The organism is Zestomonas carbonaria, from assembly GCF_904061905.1.
GTDB classification, from domain to species: domain Bacteria; phylum Pseudomonadota; class Gammaproteobacteria; order Pseudomonadales; family Pseudomonadaceae; genus Aquipseudomonas; species Aquipseudomonas carbonaria.
The window spans coordinates 161,331-180,141 of the sequence record NZ_CAJFCI010000080.1 but is presented as its reverse complement, the minus strand read 5'-3'; the positions used below and the strand labels follow the sequence as shown (position 1 = coordinate 180,141).

The 18,811-nt window shown below is 67.6% G+C and carries 16 protein-coding genes; 8 read left to right on the top strand and 8 right to left on the bottom strand.

The genetic code is table 11. The annotated features are described in order from the left end of the window. Positions 1-38 precede the first annotated feature (38 nt). The 8 genes from PSEWESI4_RS21825 to PSEWESI4_RS21790 all read right to left on the bottom strand — a co-directional run bounded on the left by PSEWESI4_RS21825 (position 39) and on the right by PSEWESI4_RS21790 (position 10,535). A complete protein-coding gene (locus PSEWESI4_RS21825) occupies positions 39-1,622 on the bottom strand; it encodes an aldehyde dehydrogenase (NADP(+)) (RefSeq protein ID WP_187673323.1) in 1,584 nt (527 codons plus the stop codon). A 144-nt stretch (positions 1,623-1,766) separates the two neighbouring features. After that, complete coding sequence (gene araD1, locus PSEWESI4_RS21820) at positions 1,767-2,762, bottom strand: AraD1 family protein (protein ID WP_187673322.1); 996 nt, start codon at positions 2,760-2,762, stop codon at positions 1,767-1,769. A 56-nt stretch (positions 2,763-2,818) separates the two neighbouring features. Beyond that, the gene (locus PSEWESI4_RS21815) at positions 2,819-3,994 is read right to left on the bottom strand and encodes an L-lyxonate dehydratase (protein ID WP_187673321.1); all 1,176 of its coding nucleotides are present in this window, start codon (positions 3,992-3,994) and stop codon (positions 2,819-2,821) included. Positions 3,995-4,025: 31 nt separating this feature from the next. Beyond that, a complete protein-coding gene (locus PSEWESI4_RS21810) occupies positions 4,026-5,348 on the bottom strand; it encodes an MFS transporter (protein WP_187673320.1) in 1,323 nt (440 codons plus the stop codon). Positions 5,349-5,866: 518 nt separating this feature from the next. Next, positions 5,867-7,129: an OprD family porin gene (locus PSEWESI4_RS21805; protein WP_187673319.1), complete on the bottom strand. Its 1,263-nt coding sequence runs from the start codon at positions 7,127-7,129 to the stop codon at positions 5,867-5,869. Between the two features lie 118 nt (positions 7,130-7,247). Further along, entirely contained in the window at positions 7,248-8,261 is a 1,014-nt protein-coding gene (locus PSEWESI4_RS21800; RefSeq protein WP_187673318.1) for a 4-hydroxythreonine-4-phosphate dehydrogenase PdxA, read from the bottom strand. Further along, positions 8,258-9,217, bottom strand: coding sequence for an amidohydrolase family protein (locus PSEWESI4_RS21795; protein WP_187673317.1), 960 nt, complete (start codon positions 9,215-9,217; stop codon positions 8,258-8,260). The genes PSEWESI4_RS21800 and PSEWESI4_RS21795 overlap by 4 nt, the downstream gene beginning before the upstream one ends. Further along, the gene (locus PSEWESI4_RS21790) at positions 9,210-10,535 is read right to left on the bottom strand and encodes an MFS transporter (RefSeq protein ID WP_187673316.1); all 1,326 of its coding nucleotides are present in this window, start codon (positions 10,533-10,535) and stop codon (positions 9,210-9,212) included. Before PSEWESI4_RS21790 ends, PSEWESI4_RS21795 begins: the two co-directional genes overlap by 8 nt. A 344-nt stretch (positions 10,536-10,879) precedes the next feature. Between PSEWESI4_RS21790 and PSEWESI4_RS21785 the strand changes: the two genes are divergently transcribed. The 8 genes from PSEWESI4_RS21785 (at position 10,880) to PSEWESI4_RS21750 (ending at position 18,770) form a co-directional block, all read left to right on the top strand. Further along, positions 10,880-11,893 carry a Bug family tripartite tricarboxylate transporter substrate binding protein gene (locus PSEWESI4_RS21785; protein WP_187673315.1) on the top strand — a complete coding sequence of 338 codons (1,014 nt, stop codon included), beginning with the start codon at positions 10,880-10,882 and terminating at the stop codon, positions 11,891-11,893. A 69-nt stretch (positions 11,894-11,962) separates the two neighbouring features. After that, on the top strand, positions 11,963-12,484 hold the full coding sequence (locus PSEWESI4_RS21780; protein WP_187673314.1) for a tripartite tricarboxylate transporter TctB family protein: 522 nt from the start codon (positions 11,963-11,965) through the stop codon (positions 12,482-12,484). A 4-nt stretch (positions 12,485-12,488) separates the two neighbouring features. After that, entirely contained in the window at positions 12,489-14,012 is a 1,524-nt protein-coding gene (locus PSEWESI4_RS21775; RefSeq protein ID WP_187673313.1) for a tripartite tricarboxylate transporter permease, read from the top strand. A gap of 112 nt (positions 14,013-14,124) precedes the next feature. Then, the gene (locus tag PSEWESI4_RS21770; protein ID WP_187673312.1) at positions 14,125-15,075 is read left to right on the top strand and encodes a LysR family transcriptional regulator; all 951 of its coding nucleotides are present in this window, start codon (positions 14,125-14,127) and stop codon (positions 15,073-15,075) included. 196 nt (positions 15,076-15,271) lie between these two features. Then, positions 15,272-16,252 carry a taurine ABC transporter substrate-binding protein gene (gene tauA / locus PSEWESI4_RS21765; protein WP_187673311.1) on the top strand — a complete coding sequence of 327 codons (981 nt, stop codon included), beginning with the start codon at positions 15,272-15,274 and terminating at the stop codon, positions 16,250-16,252. Positions 16,253-16,421: 169 nt separating this feature from the next. Next, a complete protein-coding gene (tauB, locus tag PSEWESI4_RS21760) occupies positions 16,422-17,204 on the top strand; it encodes a taurine ABC transporter ATP-binding subunit (RefSeq protein WP_187673310.1) in 783 nt (260 codons plus the stop codon). Further along, positions 17,201-18,031: a taurine ABC transporter permease TauC gene (gene tauC / locus PSEWESI4_RS21755; RefSeq protein ID WP_187673309.1), complete on the top strand. Its 831-nt coding sequence runs from the start codon at positions 17,201-17,203 to the stop codon at positions 18,029-18,031. Before tauB ends, tauC begins: the two co-directional genes overlap by 4 nt. Positions 18,032-18,035: 4 nt before the next feature. After that, positions 18,036-18,770, top strand: a complete 735-nt coding sequence (locus PSEWESI4_RS21750; RefSeq protein WP_210768868.1) for a sulfite exporter TauE/SafE family protein — start codon at positions 18,036-18,038, stop codon at positions 18,768-18,770. Positions 18,771-18,811: the final 41 nt, after the last annotated feature.

Below are 18,811 nucleotides of genomic sequence, written 5' to 3'. Positions count from 1 at the left end.
CCCGCCCCGGCTGACACCGGAACGGGGCCGCCTTCCAGTCAGGACAGGGCTTCCCTGGTCGGCTTGCCGTCCACCAGGCGCAGGATTTCCAGCGGATTGGCGTTCTTCAGGGCATCCGGCAGCAGCGCGTCGGGATAGTTCTGGTAACACACCGGGCGCAGGAAGCGGTCGATGGCCAGGCTGCCCACCGAGGTGCCGCGCGCGTCGGAAGTGGCCGGGTAAGGGCCACCGTGGACCATGGCGTCGCAGACTTCCACACCGGTCGGGTAGCCGTTGACCAGCAGGCGCCCGGCCTTCTGCTCCAGCACCGGCACCAGTTCGGCAAAGGATTCCAGGTCGGCCGGCTCGGCGATCAGCGTGGCGGTGAGCTGGCCGCGCAGGCCGTGCAACGCACGCAGCAGTTCGGCCCGGTCGGCCACTTCGACGACGATGGTGGTCGGGCCGAAGACTTCTTCCTGAAGCAGTTCGTCGCCCTCGATCAGCAAACGCGCATCGGCCTGGAACAACTGCGGCCGCGCCTGCCAGCCCTCCTGCGGCTGGCCGGCCAGATGGCGGATGGCGGAATGGGCATGCAGTTCCGCCAAACCTTTCTCGTAGCTCTTGAGGGTGCCGGCGTTGAGCATGGTCTGCGCCGGCTGGTCGGCCATGCGCGCGGCGAAGCGTTCCAGGAAGGCGGAGAACTCCGGCGAGCGGATGCCGATGACCAGGCCAGGATTGGTGCAGAACTGCCCGCAACCCAGCGCCACCGAGGCCGCCAGTTCGGCAGCGACCGTCTCACCCCGGGCCTTCAGCGCCTCGGGCAGCAACAGCACCGGGTTGATGCTGCTCATCTCGGCGAACACCGGGATCGGCTGCGGGCGCGCCGCCGCCATGTCGCACAGCGCGCGGCCGCCCCTCAGCGAGCCGGTGAAGCCGACCGCCTGGATCGCCGGGTGCTTGACCAGCCACTCGCCCACACCGCCGCCATAGACCATGTTGAACACGCCCTTGGGCATGCCGGTCTTCTCGGCGGCGCGGACGATGGCGTCGGCCACCAACTCGGCGGTGGCCATGTGGCCGCTGTGCGCCTTGAACACCACCGGGCAGCCAGCGGCCAGCGCGGCGGCAGTGTCACCACCGGCGGTGGAGAATGCCAGCGGGAAGTTGCTGGCGCCGAATACCGCCACCGGGCCGAGGCCGATCCGGCACTGGCGCAGGTCAGGACGTGGCAGCGGCGTGCGCTCGGGTAGTGCCCGGTCAATCCGCGCGCCGTGGAAATCACCACGCCGCAGCATCTGGGCGAACAGGCGCATCTGGCCGCTGGTGCGGCCACGCTCCCCCTGGATGCGCGCCGCCGGCAGCGCGGTCTCGCGGCAGACGATGGTCACGAAGTCATCGCCCAGGGCATCGATCTCGGCGGCGATGGCGTCGAGGAAGGCCGCGCGGCGCTCGGCCGGCAGGTTGCGATAGGCTGGATAGGCCGCAGCAGCAGCCTCGGCGGCGGCGTTCACTTCCGCCTCCGTGGCCTGGATGAAAGCGTATGGCAGGGCCTCGCCGCTGCTGGCGTCGAGACTCCGCAGGGAAACCTCACCCGCGGCGCTACGTGCGCCGCCGATGTAGTTGTGACCGAGGATGGCAGTCATGAAGATCTCCTTGACCTCGTGGGTTCGGGATGCCCCGCCGAGGGTGGTGACGGGGTTGGAGCCGGAGGCTCCGGAATGAAAAAGAACCGCGCTGCGTGCCTCTCGTGGAAACACGGCTGACGCGCGGCAAACGCCAGGGACTCTCTAAAGAGCCGCGACACGCCCCGGCGCCAGCGGCGCTTCGGTAGGGGCGATGCCATTGCGCAGCGGCGCGCCGAACTCGCCCATGGCGATCTCGAAGGTATCGCCAGGCGCCGCCTTGACGCCGTCGGCGAAGGACAGCGTGGCGGTGCCGAAGTAGTGCACGTGCACGTCACCGGGACGCAGGAACTGCGCGTACTTGAAGTGGTGGAACTCGAGGTTTTCCAGGCTGTGGCACATGTTGTCCTCGCCGGACAGGAACTCTTTCTCCCAAAACACCTCACCGTTGCGCAGGATGCGGCTGCGGCCCTGCAGGTGACGCGGCAGCTCGCCGACCCGCAGTTCCGGGCCATAGGCGCAGAAGCGCAGCTTGGAATGTGCCAGGTACAGGTAGTTGCGGCGCTCCATCACGTGATCGGAGAATTCGTTGCCCAGGGCGTAGCCGAGCCGGTACGGGCGGCCGTCCTCGCCGATCAGGTAGAGGCCGACCAGTTCCGGTTCCTCGCCGGCATCCTCGGCGAAGGGCGGCACCGGGAAGTCGGCGCCGGGCCGCACGACGATGCTGCCGTCACCCTTGTAGAACCATTCCGGCTGCGCGCCCGCCTCGCCCGCCGCCGGCTTGCCGCCTTCCAGTCCCCACTTGAACACGCGCATGGTGTCGGTGAGCGTGGCCTCGTCCTGCTGGCCCTGCTGGTGCATCTTGTCGCGGGTCGCGGCGCTGCCCAGGTGGGTCAGGCCGGTGCCGCTGACCAGGCAGTGCGCCGGGTCCTCGTGGTCGAGCGGCGGCAGCACGCGCCCCGCCTCCAGCAGGCCGGCGTAGTCCGGGCCGGCTTCACAGCCACGGGCCAGCACCTCGTCACGCAGGCTGCGGCCCGCACGAATGGCGGCCAGGCCCAGCTCGCGGGTGCTGTGCACGCCGCGAACCACCTGTATCCGCTCGCCTTCGACGACGCCGACCTGGCGCTGTCCTGCCTGATTCTCGAATTGAATGAGCCGCATCTGAGGCTTCCTCCTGCACGACGCGAAGCGCCATCGAACGATGGCGCAACGCGCTATCACTCGATGATGTTGAAGTCGCTGAGGTACTCGTCGGAGATCTCCAGGCCCAGGCCCGGCTTGTCGTCGTCCAACTGGATGTAGCCGCCCACCGGCTGCGGCTCGCCCTTGAACACGTAGTAGAACAGCTCGTTGCCGACCTCGACGTCGAACACCGGGAAGAACTCGGCCATCGGCGAGGCGGTGCTGGCCATGGTCAGGTGGTAGTTGTGCATCTGCCCGGCGTGGGGGATCACCGGCACCGACCAGGCTTCGGCCATGGCGTTGATCTTGCGCGCGGCGGTAATGCCGCCGACGCGGTTGGTGTCGTACTGGATCACGTCCACCGCGCGGCGTTCGAGCAGGTCCTTGAAGCCGTGGCCGGTGAATTCGTGCTCGCCGCCGGAGATCGGCATGATGCCCATCTTCTTCAGCTCGATATAACCCTCGATGTCATCGGCGATCACCGGCTCTTCCAGCCAGCGTGGCTCGAACTCGGCCAGTTTCGGCAGCATGCGGCGGGCGTATTCGAGGGTCCAGCCCATGTAGCACTCGAGCATGATGTCGACATCCGGGCCGGCCAGTTCGCGCAGCGCGCGCACCTGCTCGATGTTCCGGCGCATGCCCGCCGGGCCGTCCTTCGGGCCGTAGCCGAAACGCATCTTCAACGCGGTGAAGCCCTGGTTCAGGTAGCCTTGGGCCTCTTCGAGGAACAGGTCGAGGTTGTCGTTGGCGTAGAGCTTGGAGGCGTAGGTCCAGATTTTTTCCTTGGTACGGCCGCCGAGCAGCTTGAACACCGCCTTGTTCACCGCCTTGCCCATGATGTCCCAGATCGCCAGGTCGACCGCCGAGATGGCCGCCATGCCGATGCCCTTGCGGCCCCAGGCATGGGTGCGGCGGTACATCTTCTGCCAGATGTATTCGTTGTCGAACGGGTCCTCGCCGATGCAGATCGGCGCCAGGTACAGGTCGATGATCTCCTTGGCCACGCGCGGCGCCAGGGCGCAGTTACCGATGCCGACGATGCCGTTGTCGGTCTCGATCTCCACCACCAGCCAGCCATGGAAGCGGAACGAGCCCATGGCGTCGCCCCTCTCGAACAGGATGTCGCTGGCATTGGTGCAGAAGTGCGCCTGCGGCGGTACGACCTTGCCTTTCCACTCGAAGACACGGGTGCGAACGGATTTGATTTTCATGATCACAGCTCCTATCACTGCGTAGTTTTGGTCAGCCGACCCGCGCGGTTTTCAGCGGGGTGGACGATGGTCGGGAAGGATTGAGGCGAACCAGCAGCCAGGCGCCGAGCACGCCCACCACGGCCAGGGCGAACATGCCGGCGCGGGGATCGGCGAACAGGTTTTCCATCAGGGTCTTGAGGTTCGGCGCAACGAAGCCGCCGAGGTTGCCGAGCGAGTTGATCAGGGCGATGCCGCTGGCCGCCGCGGCGCCGCTCAGGTAGCCGGTGGGCAGGGTCCAGAACAGCGGCTGCACGGCGACGAAACCGGCGGCGGCGAAGCAGAAGGCGATCACCACCAGGGGCAGGCTGCCGGCCAGGGCCGAGGCGGCGATGCCGGCGGCCGCCATGGTCAGCATGGCCACCGCGAGCAGGCAGTGCTGGCCGGTGCGGTCGGCATGACGGGTCACCAGGCGGGTCACCACCAAGGCGCAGGCCCAGGGAATCGCAGTGAGCAGGCCGACGCTCAGGCCGACCTGGCCATCGAGGAAGCTGGCGATACGGGTCGGCAGGTAGAACACCACGCCGTAGACGCTCATCTGGATGGTGAAGTAGACCAGGCAGAACTTCATCACCTGGCCGCTGCGCAGGGCGCTGAGGAAACCGTGCGGGCTGTGGCCCTGCTTCTGCGCGTCCTCTTCGGCCAGCTTGCCTTCCAGCGCCTGTTTCTGCGCCTCGCTCAGCCAGCGTGCGTCGCGCGGCCGGTTGACTAGGTAGAAGTAGGCGGCAACGCCGACCACCGAGGCCATCAGTCCCTCGACCACGAACAGCCACTGCCAGTTGGTCAGGCCGAACACGCCATGGAACTCCAGCAGCCAGCCGGACAACGGACCGCCCAATACCAGCGCCAGCGGCAGGCCGAAGTAGAACAGGCCGAGCGCCTGGGCGCGGCTCTGCGCCGGGAACCAGTAGGTAAGATAGAGGATGATGCCAGGGAAGAAACCGGCCTCGGCAACGCCCAGCAGGAAGCGCAGCACGTAGAAGGTCATGGCGTTGTCGGCGAACATCATCGCCGCCGAGACCAGGCCCCAGGTGACCATGATCCGGCACAGCCAGACCTTGGCGCCGAGGCGGTGCAGCATCAGGTTGCTGGGCACCTCGAAGCAGGCGTAGCCGATGAAGAAGATGCTCGCGCCGAAGGCGAAGGCGGCATCGCTGAGCCCGGTGTCGGCCTGCAGGAAGGCCCGCGCGTAGCCGACGTTGGCCCGGTCGATGAAGGCCAGGATGTACATCAGGATCAGGAATGGCAGTAGCCGCATCCGGCTGGTGGAAATAGCCGAGGCCAGGACCTTGGCTTGATCGCTCATGGTAGTCATGCGTGCTTCCTTTGTTGTTCCGGCACTCGTCTTGCGCAGACTCAAGACGGGCCTCTTGTCGGGAGTCGCCACGGCTGTGGTGACGGGTCGACTCTATCCACGCCCCACCGCAGCGGCTAATCACTTCTCCACATCCACCGATAACCACAGGCAATACCATCCTGGGTATATGCCCGAAGGTGGTTATCGATGCGGGGTGGATTTCTGAGAGGGGATGGAGGCCTGTAGGCGCGAGGGGGACGCCCAGTTCTTGCTCGCGAGCTTTTGCCGTCAGGATCGCGAGCAAGCTCGCTCCTACCCCCGTGGACGAGTTTTCAAAGGCGTCGCATCTGGATTACTCGCTTTGCTCGCCCTTCGGGCCGCCCTGAAGGGCGTTCGGTGCAAGCACCGTCCCGCGCTCGCGGGAATGACGGGGTTCGGGGTACGCACTCGCTATCCCCCGTCGTCCTCGCTAACGCGGGGAACCAAAAAAAGGTCGCATGCATCGCTGCATGCGACCTTGGCAGGCCGCCCGGGGCTCAGAACAGGGGCAGGCTGTAGGAGAGGATCAGGCGGTTCTCGTCGACGTCCGCCACATGGTTGGAGCGCACCATGGCGTTGCGCCAACGGATGCCCAGGTTCTTCAGCGGCCCGCTCTGCACCACGTAGCTGACGTCGATGTCGCGCTCCCAGGCGCGCCCGTCGTCGCGACCGGCAAATTCGGCATGGTCGCCGCTGATGTAGCGGACCAGCGCGGTCAGACCGGGTACGCCCAGGGCAGCGAAGTCGTAGTCGTAGCGCGCCTGCCAGGAGCGCTCGCCGGCCGTGGTGAAGTTGCGCACCTGCACGTCGTTGACCAGAGGCGTGCTGGTGCCGGCAATGTAGATCATGCCGTCGTCACCGGACATGCGCTGGTAGCCGGCGCCGAAGGTATGCCCGCCATGGCCGGCGCTGACGAAGCTGGTGAAGGCCCGGTTGTCCAGGTCGCCCAGCTCGGCGTTGCCCTCCTCTTCTGTGGTGAACAGGCCGAGGTTGGCGCTCAGCCTCCAGTCGCCGAGCTTGTGCTTGTGGCTGAAGCCGTAGAAACGCTGCCGGTAGATGTCCTCCAGCTCCGCCTGCCACAGCCCGACCTGGGTATTCTCCGCGTTGAGGCGGTACTCGCCGCCGAGATAATCGAAGCGGTCGGAAAAGGCCCCGTTACGACCGTCCACCGAGAGGTCCTGGTGGTCGCTGGAGTTGCGCTGGCTCAGCGAGCGCATCTGCCCGCCGTGCAAGGTCAGGCCATCGAATTCCCTGGAGGTGAGCATGCCGCCCTGGAAGGTCTGCGGCAGCAGCCTGCCGTCGTTACGCAGCAAGATCGGCAGTTCCGGCATCAGTTCGCCGACCTTCAGCTCCGTGTTGGACAGCTTCAGTTTCGGCGCCACGCCCAGCCGCGAATAGTCGTCCGCGGCACGTCCATCGTCATGCTTGGGCAACAGCCCGGAGCCGGCCCGGTCGGGGCTGCTGTCCAGCTTCAGGCCCAACTGGCCGATCACATCGAGGCCAACGCCAATGGTGCCCTGGGTGTAGCCGGACTTGGCCTGGAGCAGGAAACCCTGGGCCCATTCCTCCTGCTTCGACTGCGCCGCGCCGGGCTGGCGGAAGTCGCGGTTGAAGTAGAGGTTGCGCATGCCGAGGGTCACGCTGGCGTCGTCGATGAAGCCACCCTCCCCGGCCATGGCGTGCGCCAGCGGAGCGGCCACCAGCAGCGACAGCGAGGCGCGTGGCAGGAAAGAGTCGGAACGGGTGCGGATGCGGTTCATTCTTGTTGTTTTCCTTTTCTGCGGATAAAGCCTTCCCGCTCCGAGCGAAATGCCCGGAGTTGGAATCCGGTCGGGTTGCGAAAAACCTCCCCGCACGGCGCGGGGAGGCTTCAGGAAATCAGCGGCGGCTGCGCCCCATCCGGCAGGCGATCTCGAACGCCTGCCGGGTGGCACCGACGTCGGCCTTGCCCTGCCCGGCGATGTCGAAGGCGGTGCCGTGGGCCGGCGTGGTGATGGGGATCGGCAGGCCGCCCTGGACAGTCACGCCACGGGAGAAGCCCATCAGCTTGATCGCGATCTGGCCCTGGTCGTGGTACATGGTCACCACCGCGTCGAAAGCCCGCGCGTCGCCCTGCACCTTGAGGAAGATGGTGTCCGCCGGGTACGGGCCGTCGGCATCGATGCCCTGCTCCCGCGCCGTCTGCACCGCCGGGCCGATGATGTCCAGCTCCTCGCGGCCGAAGCTGCCGTTGTCACCGTTGTGCGGGTTGAGGCCGCACACGCCGATGCGCGGCTTTTCCAGGCCGCTGCGCTTGAGCGCGGTGTCGATCAGGCGGATCGCCTCCACCACCCGCGCCTGGCTGAGCAGGCCTGGCACGTCGGCCAGCGCCACGTGCGAGGTCACCCTTGAGGTCCAGAGATCGTCGAGGACATTGAACTCGCAGAACGGGCCGTTGAAGTCCAGGTACTCGGCGAACCAGTGCAGCTCGTCGCTGTGGGCCATGCCGGCCATGTGCAGCGAGGTCTTGTTCAGCGGGCCGAAGAGGATCGCATCGGTCCTGCCGGTCCGGGTCAGGTCCAGCGCCACTGCCAAGGTATCCAGGCTGTAGCGGCCGCCGACCACGCTCGCCTCGCTGCGCGGGAACTCGCCCACGGCCTGGCCCCGGTACGGATGGAACAGCGGCGTGTCATCGACGAAGTCCAGCGACTCCAGCGAGTCGATGCGGCGATAGGGAAACTCGCGGCCGGCGATGCGCATGCCACGGCGCATTTCCTCTTCATCGGCGATCAGCACGATATGGGCCTTGCCACGCACTTCCGGTTCGGCCAGCAGGCGGGCGATCAGTTCCGGACCGATGCCGGCGGGATCGCCCAGCACCATGGCCAGGCGTGGTAGGGGTTGGTTGCTCATGCAGGGGTCCTCATGTCGGTCTCTGCGTCTTGCAGGCGGATGGCATCCGGCACGGTGCGATAGAGGCGCCGCGCGTTGCCGTGGAAAAGCTGCTCCTGTCGATCGCTCGGCAAGTCGGCGACGATGCGCTTGAAGCCGCCGTAGATGTCGTCGAACGAGCCGCACAGGCCATCGACCGGGAAGTTGCTGGCAAACATCGCCCGCTCGGCGCCGAACATGGCGATGGTCTCGCGCACGATCCAGGCGTTGTCCTCGGCCCGCCAGGGCTTGCCGGCCTGGCCGATGCCGGAGATCTTCACCGCCACGTTGGGGCAATCGGCGAAGCGCGCCATGGCCGCGTGCCAGCCGGCCAGGCCCTGTTCGCTGCGGTCCGACGGCAGGCCGGTGTGGTTGAGGATCAGCAGGGTCTCGGGGAAGTCACGCGCCAGGTCCATGGCCTCGGCGAGGTTCCACCAGGGCGTCTGCAGGTCGAAGTGCAGGCCGTGGCGTGCCAGTTCGGCGTAGCCGCGCCGCCAGCGATCGTCGCTCATCAGGGTACGGCACTGCCCCACTTCGTCCGGACGCGCCGGGCCGCCGGGCTTGTGGCGCACGCTGCGCACCCGCTCGAAGCCGGCCTGGGCAGCCAGCACCTCGGCGGCATCGGCGGCGTCCAGCCAAGCCTGCGCCACCACCGCGTTGGGTGCGCCGTAGCGGGCGGCGACTTCATGGATGAAGCGGGTCTCGCCGATCGGGTCGCGCGGGTCCCATTCGGTCTCCACGTAGACAGTCGCCACCACCCGGTGCTCGCCGGCATCGGCCAGGTAGTCCTCGGGGAAGTAGCGGCGCTTGATCGCGCTGTAGTCACCGTAGCGGAACGGGATGGTTTCGCAGCCCGACAGCCAGGGATGGTAGTTGCGCTGTGGGTCCCAGAAATGATGATGGGCATCGACGATCGGCCCGTCGTACAACTCAGCCATGGTTCACCTCGGTCTTGTCCAGGGAGATCAGCAGGGTGCCGGCGATGAACAGCGCCGAGCACAGGGCGAAGAAGCCGAGCACCGCCGAGTAGCCGCCCAGGTACTGGAGCAGCACGCCGACCAGGATCGGCACGGCGATCCCGCCCAGGCTGCCGGCCATGTTCATCACGCCGCCGACCAGCCCGACCCGCGCCGGCGCCGCCAGCAGCGCCGGGAAGCTCCAGTACAGGCTGCCCCACATCAGGAAGAAGGCAGTCAGCGACAGCAGGGCCACCGCCGTGTAGGGGTTGGCCAGGCTCGGCAGCAGCAGGAAAGCGGCCAGCGCCACCAGTCCGGATACCGTCAGCAGCCCCTTGGCCGCCAGGCCGCGAGCCACGCCCTTGCGGATCAGCAGGTCGCAGAGGAAGCCGCCGACCAGGGAGCCCGCCGCGCCGCACAGGAAGATGATGAAGGTCGCGGCGCCGATGCCCTTGATGTCGAAGCCGCGCGCCTGGGCCAGGTAGCTCGGGCCCCAGGTCAGCAGGCCGAAGAACACCATCGCCCAACTGGCGCGGCCGAGCAGGATGCCGGTCAGCGAGCGGCTGGCGATGCCCAGTCCCTTGGCGGGCTGCCGGGCGGACTCGGCCAGCGGGGTGGCGCGGCCGTCATTGATCTTCTCCAGCTCGGCGGCATTGACGTGGGGGTGCTCGGCCGGGTTGTCGCGCAGGTAGTACCAGGCCAGCCAGGCCATCGCCAGGGTGGCGATGCCGGCGATGAAGAAGGCGATGCGCCAGGAGCCGAGCACCGCGATCAGGTAGGCGATGATCAAGCCGCCAAGAGCCACGCCCAGCGGGCCGCCGCAATCCATCAGCACGGCGCCGCGACTGCGTTCGCCGGAACCCAGCCACAGCGAGTTGAGCTTGCCGCCGGACGGGAACAGCGGTGCCTCCGCCGCGCCCAGGGCGACACGGGCGAACATCAGCGACAGGCCGCCGGTGGCGAACGCCGCGAGAGTCTGGAAAGTGCCCCACAGGCCGGTGGACCAGCCGATCACCCGGCGAGGCCCGTAGCGGTCGATCAGCCAGCCGCCGGGAATCTGCAGCAGCGCGTAGGCCCAGAAGAAGCTGCTGAGGATCAGCCCCTGCATGCTCGGCGTCAGCTCGAACTCGCCGGCGATGGTGGGCATGGCGATGGACAGCGAGACACGGTCGACCAGGTTGATCACCGTGAGCGCGAAGATGATGGCGAAGATGCGCCAACGCACGTTGCTCGCCTTGCCCGCGACCACTTGGTCATCCGCGTGGCGAGCCTGTATGACGGCAGGATTGGCCTGTGCCATGGAAAGTACCTCTGCTTGTTGTTTTTGTAGTCCCGGCGAGAGCGACCGGTCCGGTAGGCGAACTATCCGGCCGTGGATCTATAACCGTCTAATCAAACCTGCTCATATGGCCATTGCCTGAGGTTATCGCTCGACCAGGCACCGGGACGGCTCGACATTCAACCCGGAACCTCACGGTGCGTGGTCCTACGGTAAGCGGTGCCTTGCCTGGGAATGTCGATTCAGCCCAGGTCTTCCAGCGATAACCCTGGGCTATCGATGTATGCCTTATTTTGAGTAGACGCTTATCGGTGCGCTTCGCACACTCCGGCCATCCATAACAAAGACAACAAGAGGTCCACCCCATGCGAACCGCATATGCGCGCTACGCCTCCTCTTTCCTGGCCGGTTGCACCCTGCTCTGCGCCAGCGCCCTGCCCGCCCTGGCGGATGCCTGGAAACCCGGCAAGAACGTCGAGATCGTCGTGGCCGGAGGTCCCGGCGGCGGCACCGACCAGCTCGCCCGGCTGATCCAGTCGGCCATCAGCCAGCACGATCTGCTGGACGTCAGCACCGTGGTGCTCAACAAGGGCGGCGGCAACGGCGCCGAAGCCTTCCTCGAGATGAAGCTCGCCGAGGGCGACGCGCACAAGATCGTGATCGGCACCAACAACGTCTACCTGCTGCCGCTGGTGGCCAGGCTGGGCTACCAGTGGACCGACCTGACCCCGGTGGCGGCGGTGGCCGAGGACGACTTCATCCTCTGGACCTACCAGGACTCGCCCTGGGCGGATGCGGCGGCCTTCTATAACGACCTGCCGAAAAGCGCGGCGAAGATGCGTATCGGCGGCAGCCAGTCGAAGGACGTCGACCAGACCCTGACCCTGCTGCTCGGCCAGCAGGCCGGCGCCAAGCTCACCTACATCCCCTTCAAGAGCGGCAGCGAGGCCTCCACCCAACTGGCCGGCAAGCACATCGCCGCCAACCTCAACAACCCCGCCGAAAGCCTCAGCCAGTGGCGTGGCGGCCAGGTCCGCCCACTGTGCGTGTTCAGCCGCGAACGCATGATCTACACCGGCAAGGTCACCGCCGAGCAGTCCTGGGCGGACATCCCCACCTGCCACGAACAGGGCCTGGGCATCGACCAGTACCGCTTCCCGCGCACCGTGTTCCTGCCCGGCGGCGTCAGCGACGAGCAGCGCGACTTCTATGTCGAGCTGATGCGCAAAGTCAGCCAGACGCCCGAGTTCCAGGCCTACGTCGAACGCTCCGCGCTGGCGCCGACCTTCCTCGAAGGCCAGGAGTTGGTGGCCTACATCGAGCGCGACCGCCAGCGCGTCATTCCGCTGTTCAAGGACGCCGGCTGGCTGCGCCAGTGACTCCCCTCCGCGCCCATCCCCGCCTCCCGTGACGGGCGGTGGGCGCGTGCCCATGCGAAGGAGATTCCCATGTCCACATCTTCCGACGCGCCCCTGGTCGCCACCCGCTGGGTGGAGATCGGCCTGGCGCTGTTCACCGCCGCGCTGGGCGGCATCGTCATGTGCGGCAGCCTGGAGATCGGCATCGGCTGGGGCGATGCCGGCCCGGAAGCCGGTTACTTCCCCTTCTACATCGGCCTGCTGCTGAGCGCCGCCAGCCTCGGCAACCTGATCGTGGCGCTGCTGCGCTGGCAAGCGATGGGCAGCGCCTTCGTCGGCCGCACGGCCTTCCGCCAGGTGCTCGCGGTGTTCCTGCCGATCGCCGCCTACGTGGCAGCCATGCCGTTCACCGGCATCTACCTGGCTTCCGCGCTGTTCATCGCCTGGTTCATGTGGCGCGACCGGCAGCGCGGCAAACCCTATGGCCTGGCCCTGATCGCCACGATTGCCGGCGGCGCTACACTGGCCAGCTACCTGATATTCGCCCTCTGGTTCAAGGTGCCGCTGGATGCCGGCGTGTTGGGCGACCTGCTAGCCATGGCGAGGAGCTGAAGCGATGAGCGAACTCGAATCCCTGATGCAGGGCATGAGCCTGATCTTCACCGCCCACCACCTCGGCCTGATGGTGATCGGCGTGCTGCTCGGCATCCTGGTCGGCGTGCTGCCGGGGCTCGGCGCCCCCAACGGCGTGGCCCTGCTGCTGCCACTGACCTTCACCATGTCGCCGGTGTCGGCGATCATCCTGCTGTCGTGCATGTACTGGGGCGCACTATTCGGCGGCTCGATCACCTCGATCCTGTTCAACATCCCCGGCGAACCCTCGTCGGTGGCCACTACCTTCGACGGCTACCCCATGGCCCGCAACGGCCAGGCCGGCGAGGCGCTGACCGCCGCCTTCACCTCCGCCCTGCTTGGCGCCCTGGTCGGCGTACTGCTGCTCACCTTCCTGTCCACCCACATCGCCGAATTCGCCATGGAATTCAGTTCGCCGGAGTTCTTCGCCGTCTACCTGCTGGCATTCTGCACCTTCATCGGCATGAGCAAGAACCCGCCGCTGAAGACGGTGGTGGCGATGATGATCGGCTTCGCCATGGCCGCCGTGGGCATGGACACGGTGTCCGGCGACCTGCGCCTGACCTTCGACCAGCCCTGGCTGCTCTCCGGCCTGAGCTTCGAGGTAGCGGTGATCGGCCTGTTCGGCATCGGCGAAATCCTCTGCACCGTGGAAGAAGGCTTGGTATTCCGTGGCGAACGTGCGCGCATCACGCCGATGGTGATCCTGCGCACCTGGGCCAAGCTGCCGCGCTACTGGCTGAGCTGGCTGCGCAGTGCCCTGGTCGGCTGCTGGATGGGCGTCACTCCCGGCGGCCCGACCGCCGCCTCGTTCATGAGCTACAGCCTGGCGCGGCGCTTCTCGAAGAACCGCGACAACTTCGGCAAGGGTGAAGTGGAAGGAGTGATCGCCCCGGAAACCGCCGACCACAGCGCCGGCACCAGCGCCCTGCTGCCGATGCTGACCCTCGGCATCCCTGGTTCGGCCACCGCCGCGGTGATGCTCGGCGGCCTGATGATCTGGGGCCTGCATCCCGGACCGACGCTGTTCGTCGAGCAGCACGACTTCGTCTGGGGCCTGATCGCCAGCATGTACCTGGGCAACGTGGTGAGCCTGATCGTGGTGCTGGCCACCGTGCCGCTGTTCGCATCGATCCTGCGCATCCCCTTCTCGATCATCGCGCCGATCATCGTCATGGTCTGCGCCATCGGCGCCTACTCGGTGCACAACTCGATGCTCGACGTGGTGCTGATGCTGGTGTTCGGCGCGCTCGGCTACCTGTTCAAGAAGCTCGGCTATCCCATCGCCCCGCTGGTGCTGGCCGCGGTGCTCGGCGACAAGGCCGAGGACGCGTTCCGCCAGTCGATGCTGTTCTCCGACGGGCAACTATCGATCTTCTGGTCCAACCCGCTGGTGGGCAGCCTGACCACCGCCGCGCTGGTGATGCTCTTCTGGCCCCTGCTCGCCCGCGCCGGCAAGGCCCTGCTGGGCCTGCGCGGCCACAAGCCGGCCAGCCATGCCGCATGACGGCCTGCCGCCGGTCCCGCCCTTCGCGGCGGGGCCGACGCACTCGCCGGCGACTGGCGAGCCCCGCGATTTCTTGTCACCCTTGGCCGACCTCCCGACCATGAGCCGAGCCATGTCACGCATCCCCGACGCCAGCATCATTCATAGCCGCCTGCGGCTTCGCCAACTGCGGCTGATGCTGGCGCTGGAGGAACTGGGCTCGCTGCGCCGTGCCGCCGACGAGATCGGCATGACCCAGCCGGCCGCCACCAAGATGCTGCACGAGGCCGAGGACCTGCTCGGCGTCGAGCTGTTCGAGCGCCTGCCACGCGGCATGCGCGCGACACCCTTCGGCGAGACACTGATCTACTACGCGCGGATGATCTTCGCCGAGCTGTCCGGCATGCGCGAGGAGCTGGTGGCGCTGGAGTCCGGCAACCTCGGGCGAGTCACGGTCGGCGCCATCCCCGCCCTCGCCTCGGGCCTGCTGACCCGCACCATCGCCACCCTCAAGCAGAGCCACCCGCGTCTGTCGATGAGCATCCAGGTGGATACCAGCGACGTGCTGGTCCAGGCCCTGCAACAGGACCAGCTCGACGTGGTGCTGGGACGCATCCCCAGCGGCGCGCGGGCCGACGACCTGCAGTTCGACAGCCTCGGCGAGGAAGTCCTGTGCGTCGTCGCCGGCGCGCACAATCCGCTGGCCAAGGCCAAGAAACTGACCTGGCCGGAACTGCAGAACATGACCTGGGTGCTCCAGCAACACCCGAGCCCGATGCGCGCGATCATCAACCAGACCTTCCACAACGCGCGGCTGGACATCCCCAGCAGCATCGTCGAGACCACCTCGATCATGACCCTGCTCTCGCTGTTGCAGCAGACCGACATGATTGGCGTCACCCCGCTGTCGGTGGTCAACGACTACCCCGGCCGCCACCTGCTGGCGGTGCTGCCCGTCCAGATCGGCCCGCGCCTGCCGCCCTACGGCCTGATCACCCGCCGTCACCGAGTGCACTCCTCCGCCATGCAGACTTTCATGGCCGCCGTACGTGCCGAACAGCTCAAGCTTCCGTCCGAAGGCTGAACGAAAGGTGCGGCCGGCCCGGCTCACGGTGGCACGGCCGCTCAAGAGCTTTCCCGCCTAAGCTAATACCCAAAAAGTATTTATTTTTACTTTTTTAGATCGTTTAGCTTTCTTAAACCGGACCACCGGATTCTGAAAACAACCACTTTTTCACGATCCGGCCCCACGCATGGCCGATCTTCGATGGAGAACCGCCATGGTCCCCAGCCTGTTCCCGCGTCGCCTGCTGAGCGCCCTGACGCTCTCCGGCCTGGCCTTCACCGCCCAGGCCGCCGACTTCACCGTCGCCTACCAGACCACCGTCGACCCGGCCAAGGTGGCCCAGGCCGACGGCGCCTACGAGAAAGCCAGCCAGTCGAAGATCGACTGGCGCAAGTTCGACAGCGGCGCCGAGGTGATCACTGCCGTGGCTTCCGGCGACGTGCAGATCGGCTACGTCGGCTCCAGCCCGCTGGCCGCCGCGGCGACCCGGCAGTTGCCGATCCAGACCTTCCTGATCGCCACCCAGATCGGCGCCGCCGAGGCCCTGGTCGCCCGCGACGGCAGCGGCATCGCCCAGCCGCAGGACCTGGTCGGCAAGAAGGTCGCGGTGCCCTTCGTTTCCACCGGCCACTACAGCCTGCTGGCCGCGCTCAAGCACTGGCAGATCGATCCGGGCAAGGTACAGGTCCTCAACCTGGCGCCGCCGGCGATCATTTCCGCCTGGCAGCGCGGCGACATCGACGCCACCTACGTATGGGACCCGGCCCTGGGCGTCGCCAAGCAGAGCGGCAAGGTGCTGATCACCTCCGGCGAGCTGGGCAAGCTCGGCGCGCCGACCTTCGACGCCTGGATCGTCCGCAAGGACTTCGCCGAGAAGCACCCGGACGTGGTGCGCGCCTTCGCCAAGGTGACCCTCGATGCCTACTCCGACTACCGCCAGGACCCGCAGGGCTGGCTGGCGAACCAGGACAACGTCGCCAAGCTGGTCAAGCTGTCCGGCGCCAAGGCCGAGGACATCCCCCTGCTGCTGCAGGGCAACGTGTTCCCGCTGGCCGCCGACCAGGCCCTGGCCCTCGGCGCGCCGACCACCCAGGCGATCGCCGACACCGCCAGGTTCCTCAAGGAGCAGGGCAAGGTCGAGGCGGTGCTGCCGGATTACGCGCCGTATGTGAGCAACCGGTACGTGGCCAATTGAGAGGTTTGTTTATTGGGTCCCCGGCGGAACGCCGTACACGGCCCCAGGTAAACGGTGCGCACGGCGCCCCCTACGACAGAGCATCGGGCTCCCGTTCGTTCGCGGACGGGGTGTCGAACGGCGGCAGGGACGCCGCCTTTCGCCTTGTTCAACACACGCAGAGAACCCCATGGCCCTACTCGAACTGGAGCGCATCGGCGCACAGTACCCCGGCACGGCCGAGCCGGTACTGAAAGACATCTCCCTCCGCCTCGGCCCCGGCCAGTTGCTGGTCGCCCTCGGCCCTTCCGGCAGCGGCAAGACCACCCTGCTCAACCTGATCGCCGGCTTCGTCGCCCCCAGCGACGGACATGTCACCCTCGACGGCGTGCCGGTCGAAGGCCCCGGCGCGGAGCGTGGCGTGGTGTTCCAGGACGACGCCCTGTTGCCCTGGCAGAACGTGCTCGGCAACGTCGCCTTCGGCCTCGAACTGGCTGGCGTGCCGCGCGCCGAACGCGAGGCGCGGGCGCGCGAGCTGCTGGCGCTGGTCGATCTGGCCGGCTTCGAGCGGCGGCGCACCTGGGAGCTGTCCGGCGGACAGAAACAGCGCGTCGGCCTGGCCCGTGCGCTGGCCGCCGATCCGCGCGTGCTGCTGATGGACGAGCCCTTCGGCGCCCTCGACGCCTTCACCCGCGAACAGATGCAGGAGCTGCTCCTGCAGGTCTGGCAGCGTGCCCGCAAGCCGGTGCTGCTGATCACCCACGACATCGAGGAAGCGGTGTTCCTGGCCACCGACCTGATTCTCCTGGCGCCCAACCCCGGGCGCATCGCCGAACGCCTACGCCTCGACTTCGGCCAGCGCTACACGGCCGGGGAAAGCGCGCGGGCGATCAAGTCTGACCCGCGCTTCATCGAAACCCGCGAGCACGTGCTCGCCCAGGTCTTCGCCGAACGGCTGAGGAGGCCCGCATGAGCAGCCTGGAACTGCCCGCCCTGGACAAGGCCGCCGCCCCCGTCCGTCGGCCCCGCCGCGAGCCGAGCCTGCTGCTCATCGGCGGCCTGACCGTCGCCAGCCTGCTGCTGGCCTGGTGGGCGGTGACCGCCGCCGGGCTGATCGAACCGCTGTTCCTGCCCGGCCCGCAGGCGGTGCTCGCCCGTGGCTGGCGCCTGCTGGGCGAAGGCTACATGGACGCCAGCCTGTGGCAGCACCTCGGCGCCAGCCTCGGGCGCATCGGCCTGGCCCTGGTAGCCGCCGTGCTGACCGCCGTCCCGCTGGGCATCGCCATCGGACACAACCGTATCGTGCGCGGCATCTTCGACCCGCTGATCGAGTTCTACCGACCGATCCCGCCGCTCGCCTACCTGCCGCTGATCGTCATCTGGTGCGGCATCGGCGAGCTGTCCAAGGTGCTGCTGATCTTCCTGGCGATCTTCGCCCCGGTGGCCATCGCCACCGCCACCGGCGTGCGCAGCGTCGATCCCGCCAAGGTCCGCGCCGCCCAGTCGCTGGGCGCCACCCAGGCGCAACTGGTGCGCCACGTGATCCTGCCCAGCGCGCTGCCGGACATCCTCACCGGCATCCGCATCGGCCTCGGTGTCGGCTGGTCGACCCTGGTGGCCGCCGAGCTGATCGCGGCGACGCGCGGGCTGGGCTTCATGGTCCAGTCGGCGGCGCAGTTCCTGGTCACCGACGTGGTGATCCTCGGCATCCTGGTCATCGCGCTGATCGCCTTCGCCCTGGAACTGGGCCTGCGCGCCCTGCAACGCAAGCTGGTGCCCTGGCACGGGCAGGCGCATTGAGGCGGTGGAACACGTCCCTCTCCCCCTGGCCTGCGCGGCCTTCCTGCTGGTCGCCCTGCTCTACGCCAGCGTCGGCCAGGCCGGCGCTTCCGGCTACATCGCCGTCATGGCGCTGCTCGGCTTCGCTCCGGCCCAGATCAAACCGCTGGCCCTGGCGCTGAACAGCCTGGTGTCGCTGCTGGTGGTCTGGCGCTTCGGCCGCGCCGGGCATTTCCGCTGGGAACTGTTCCGCCCGCTGGCCCTCGGCGCCGCGCCCATGGCCCTGCTCGGTGGCTACTGGACGCTGCCCGGCCCCTGGTTCGAGCGCCTGCTCGGCCTGCTCCTGCTGATCGCCGCCATCCCCACCCTGCTGCGCCCTCCGTCGGACAGGCCAGCCGTGCCTCCGCCATGCATGGCACTGGTCTTGGCCGGAGCGACGATCGGCCTGCTCTCCGGCCTCACCGGCATGGGCGGCGGCGTGCTGCTCGCGCCGCTGCTGCTGCACTGTCGCTGGGCGGAGATCAGGAGCGCCGCCGCGCTGTCGTCGGCCTTCATACTGGTCAACTCCGTGGCCGCCCTCGCTGGCCACTGGAGCGCGATGCAGCGGCTACCCGCCGAAACCGGATTGCTGGCGGCAAGCGTGGCGGTCGGCGGCCTGCTCGGCGCCCATCTGGGCAGCCGCCGATTGTCGACGCTGACGGTGCAACGCCTATTGGCCCTGCTGCTGTTGGTGGCCGGCGGCAAGCTGTTAATGGCCTGAAGCCTCTACGACAGGCGGCGCTATGAATATTCCCAAAAGGT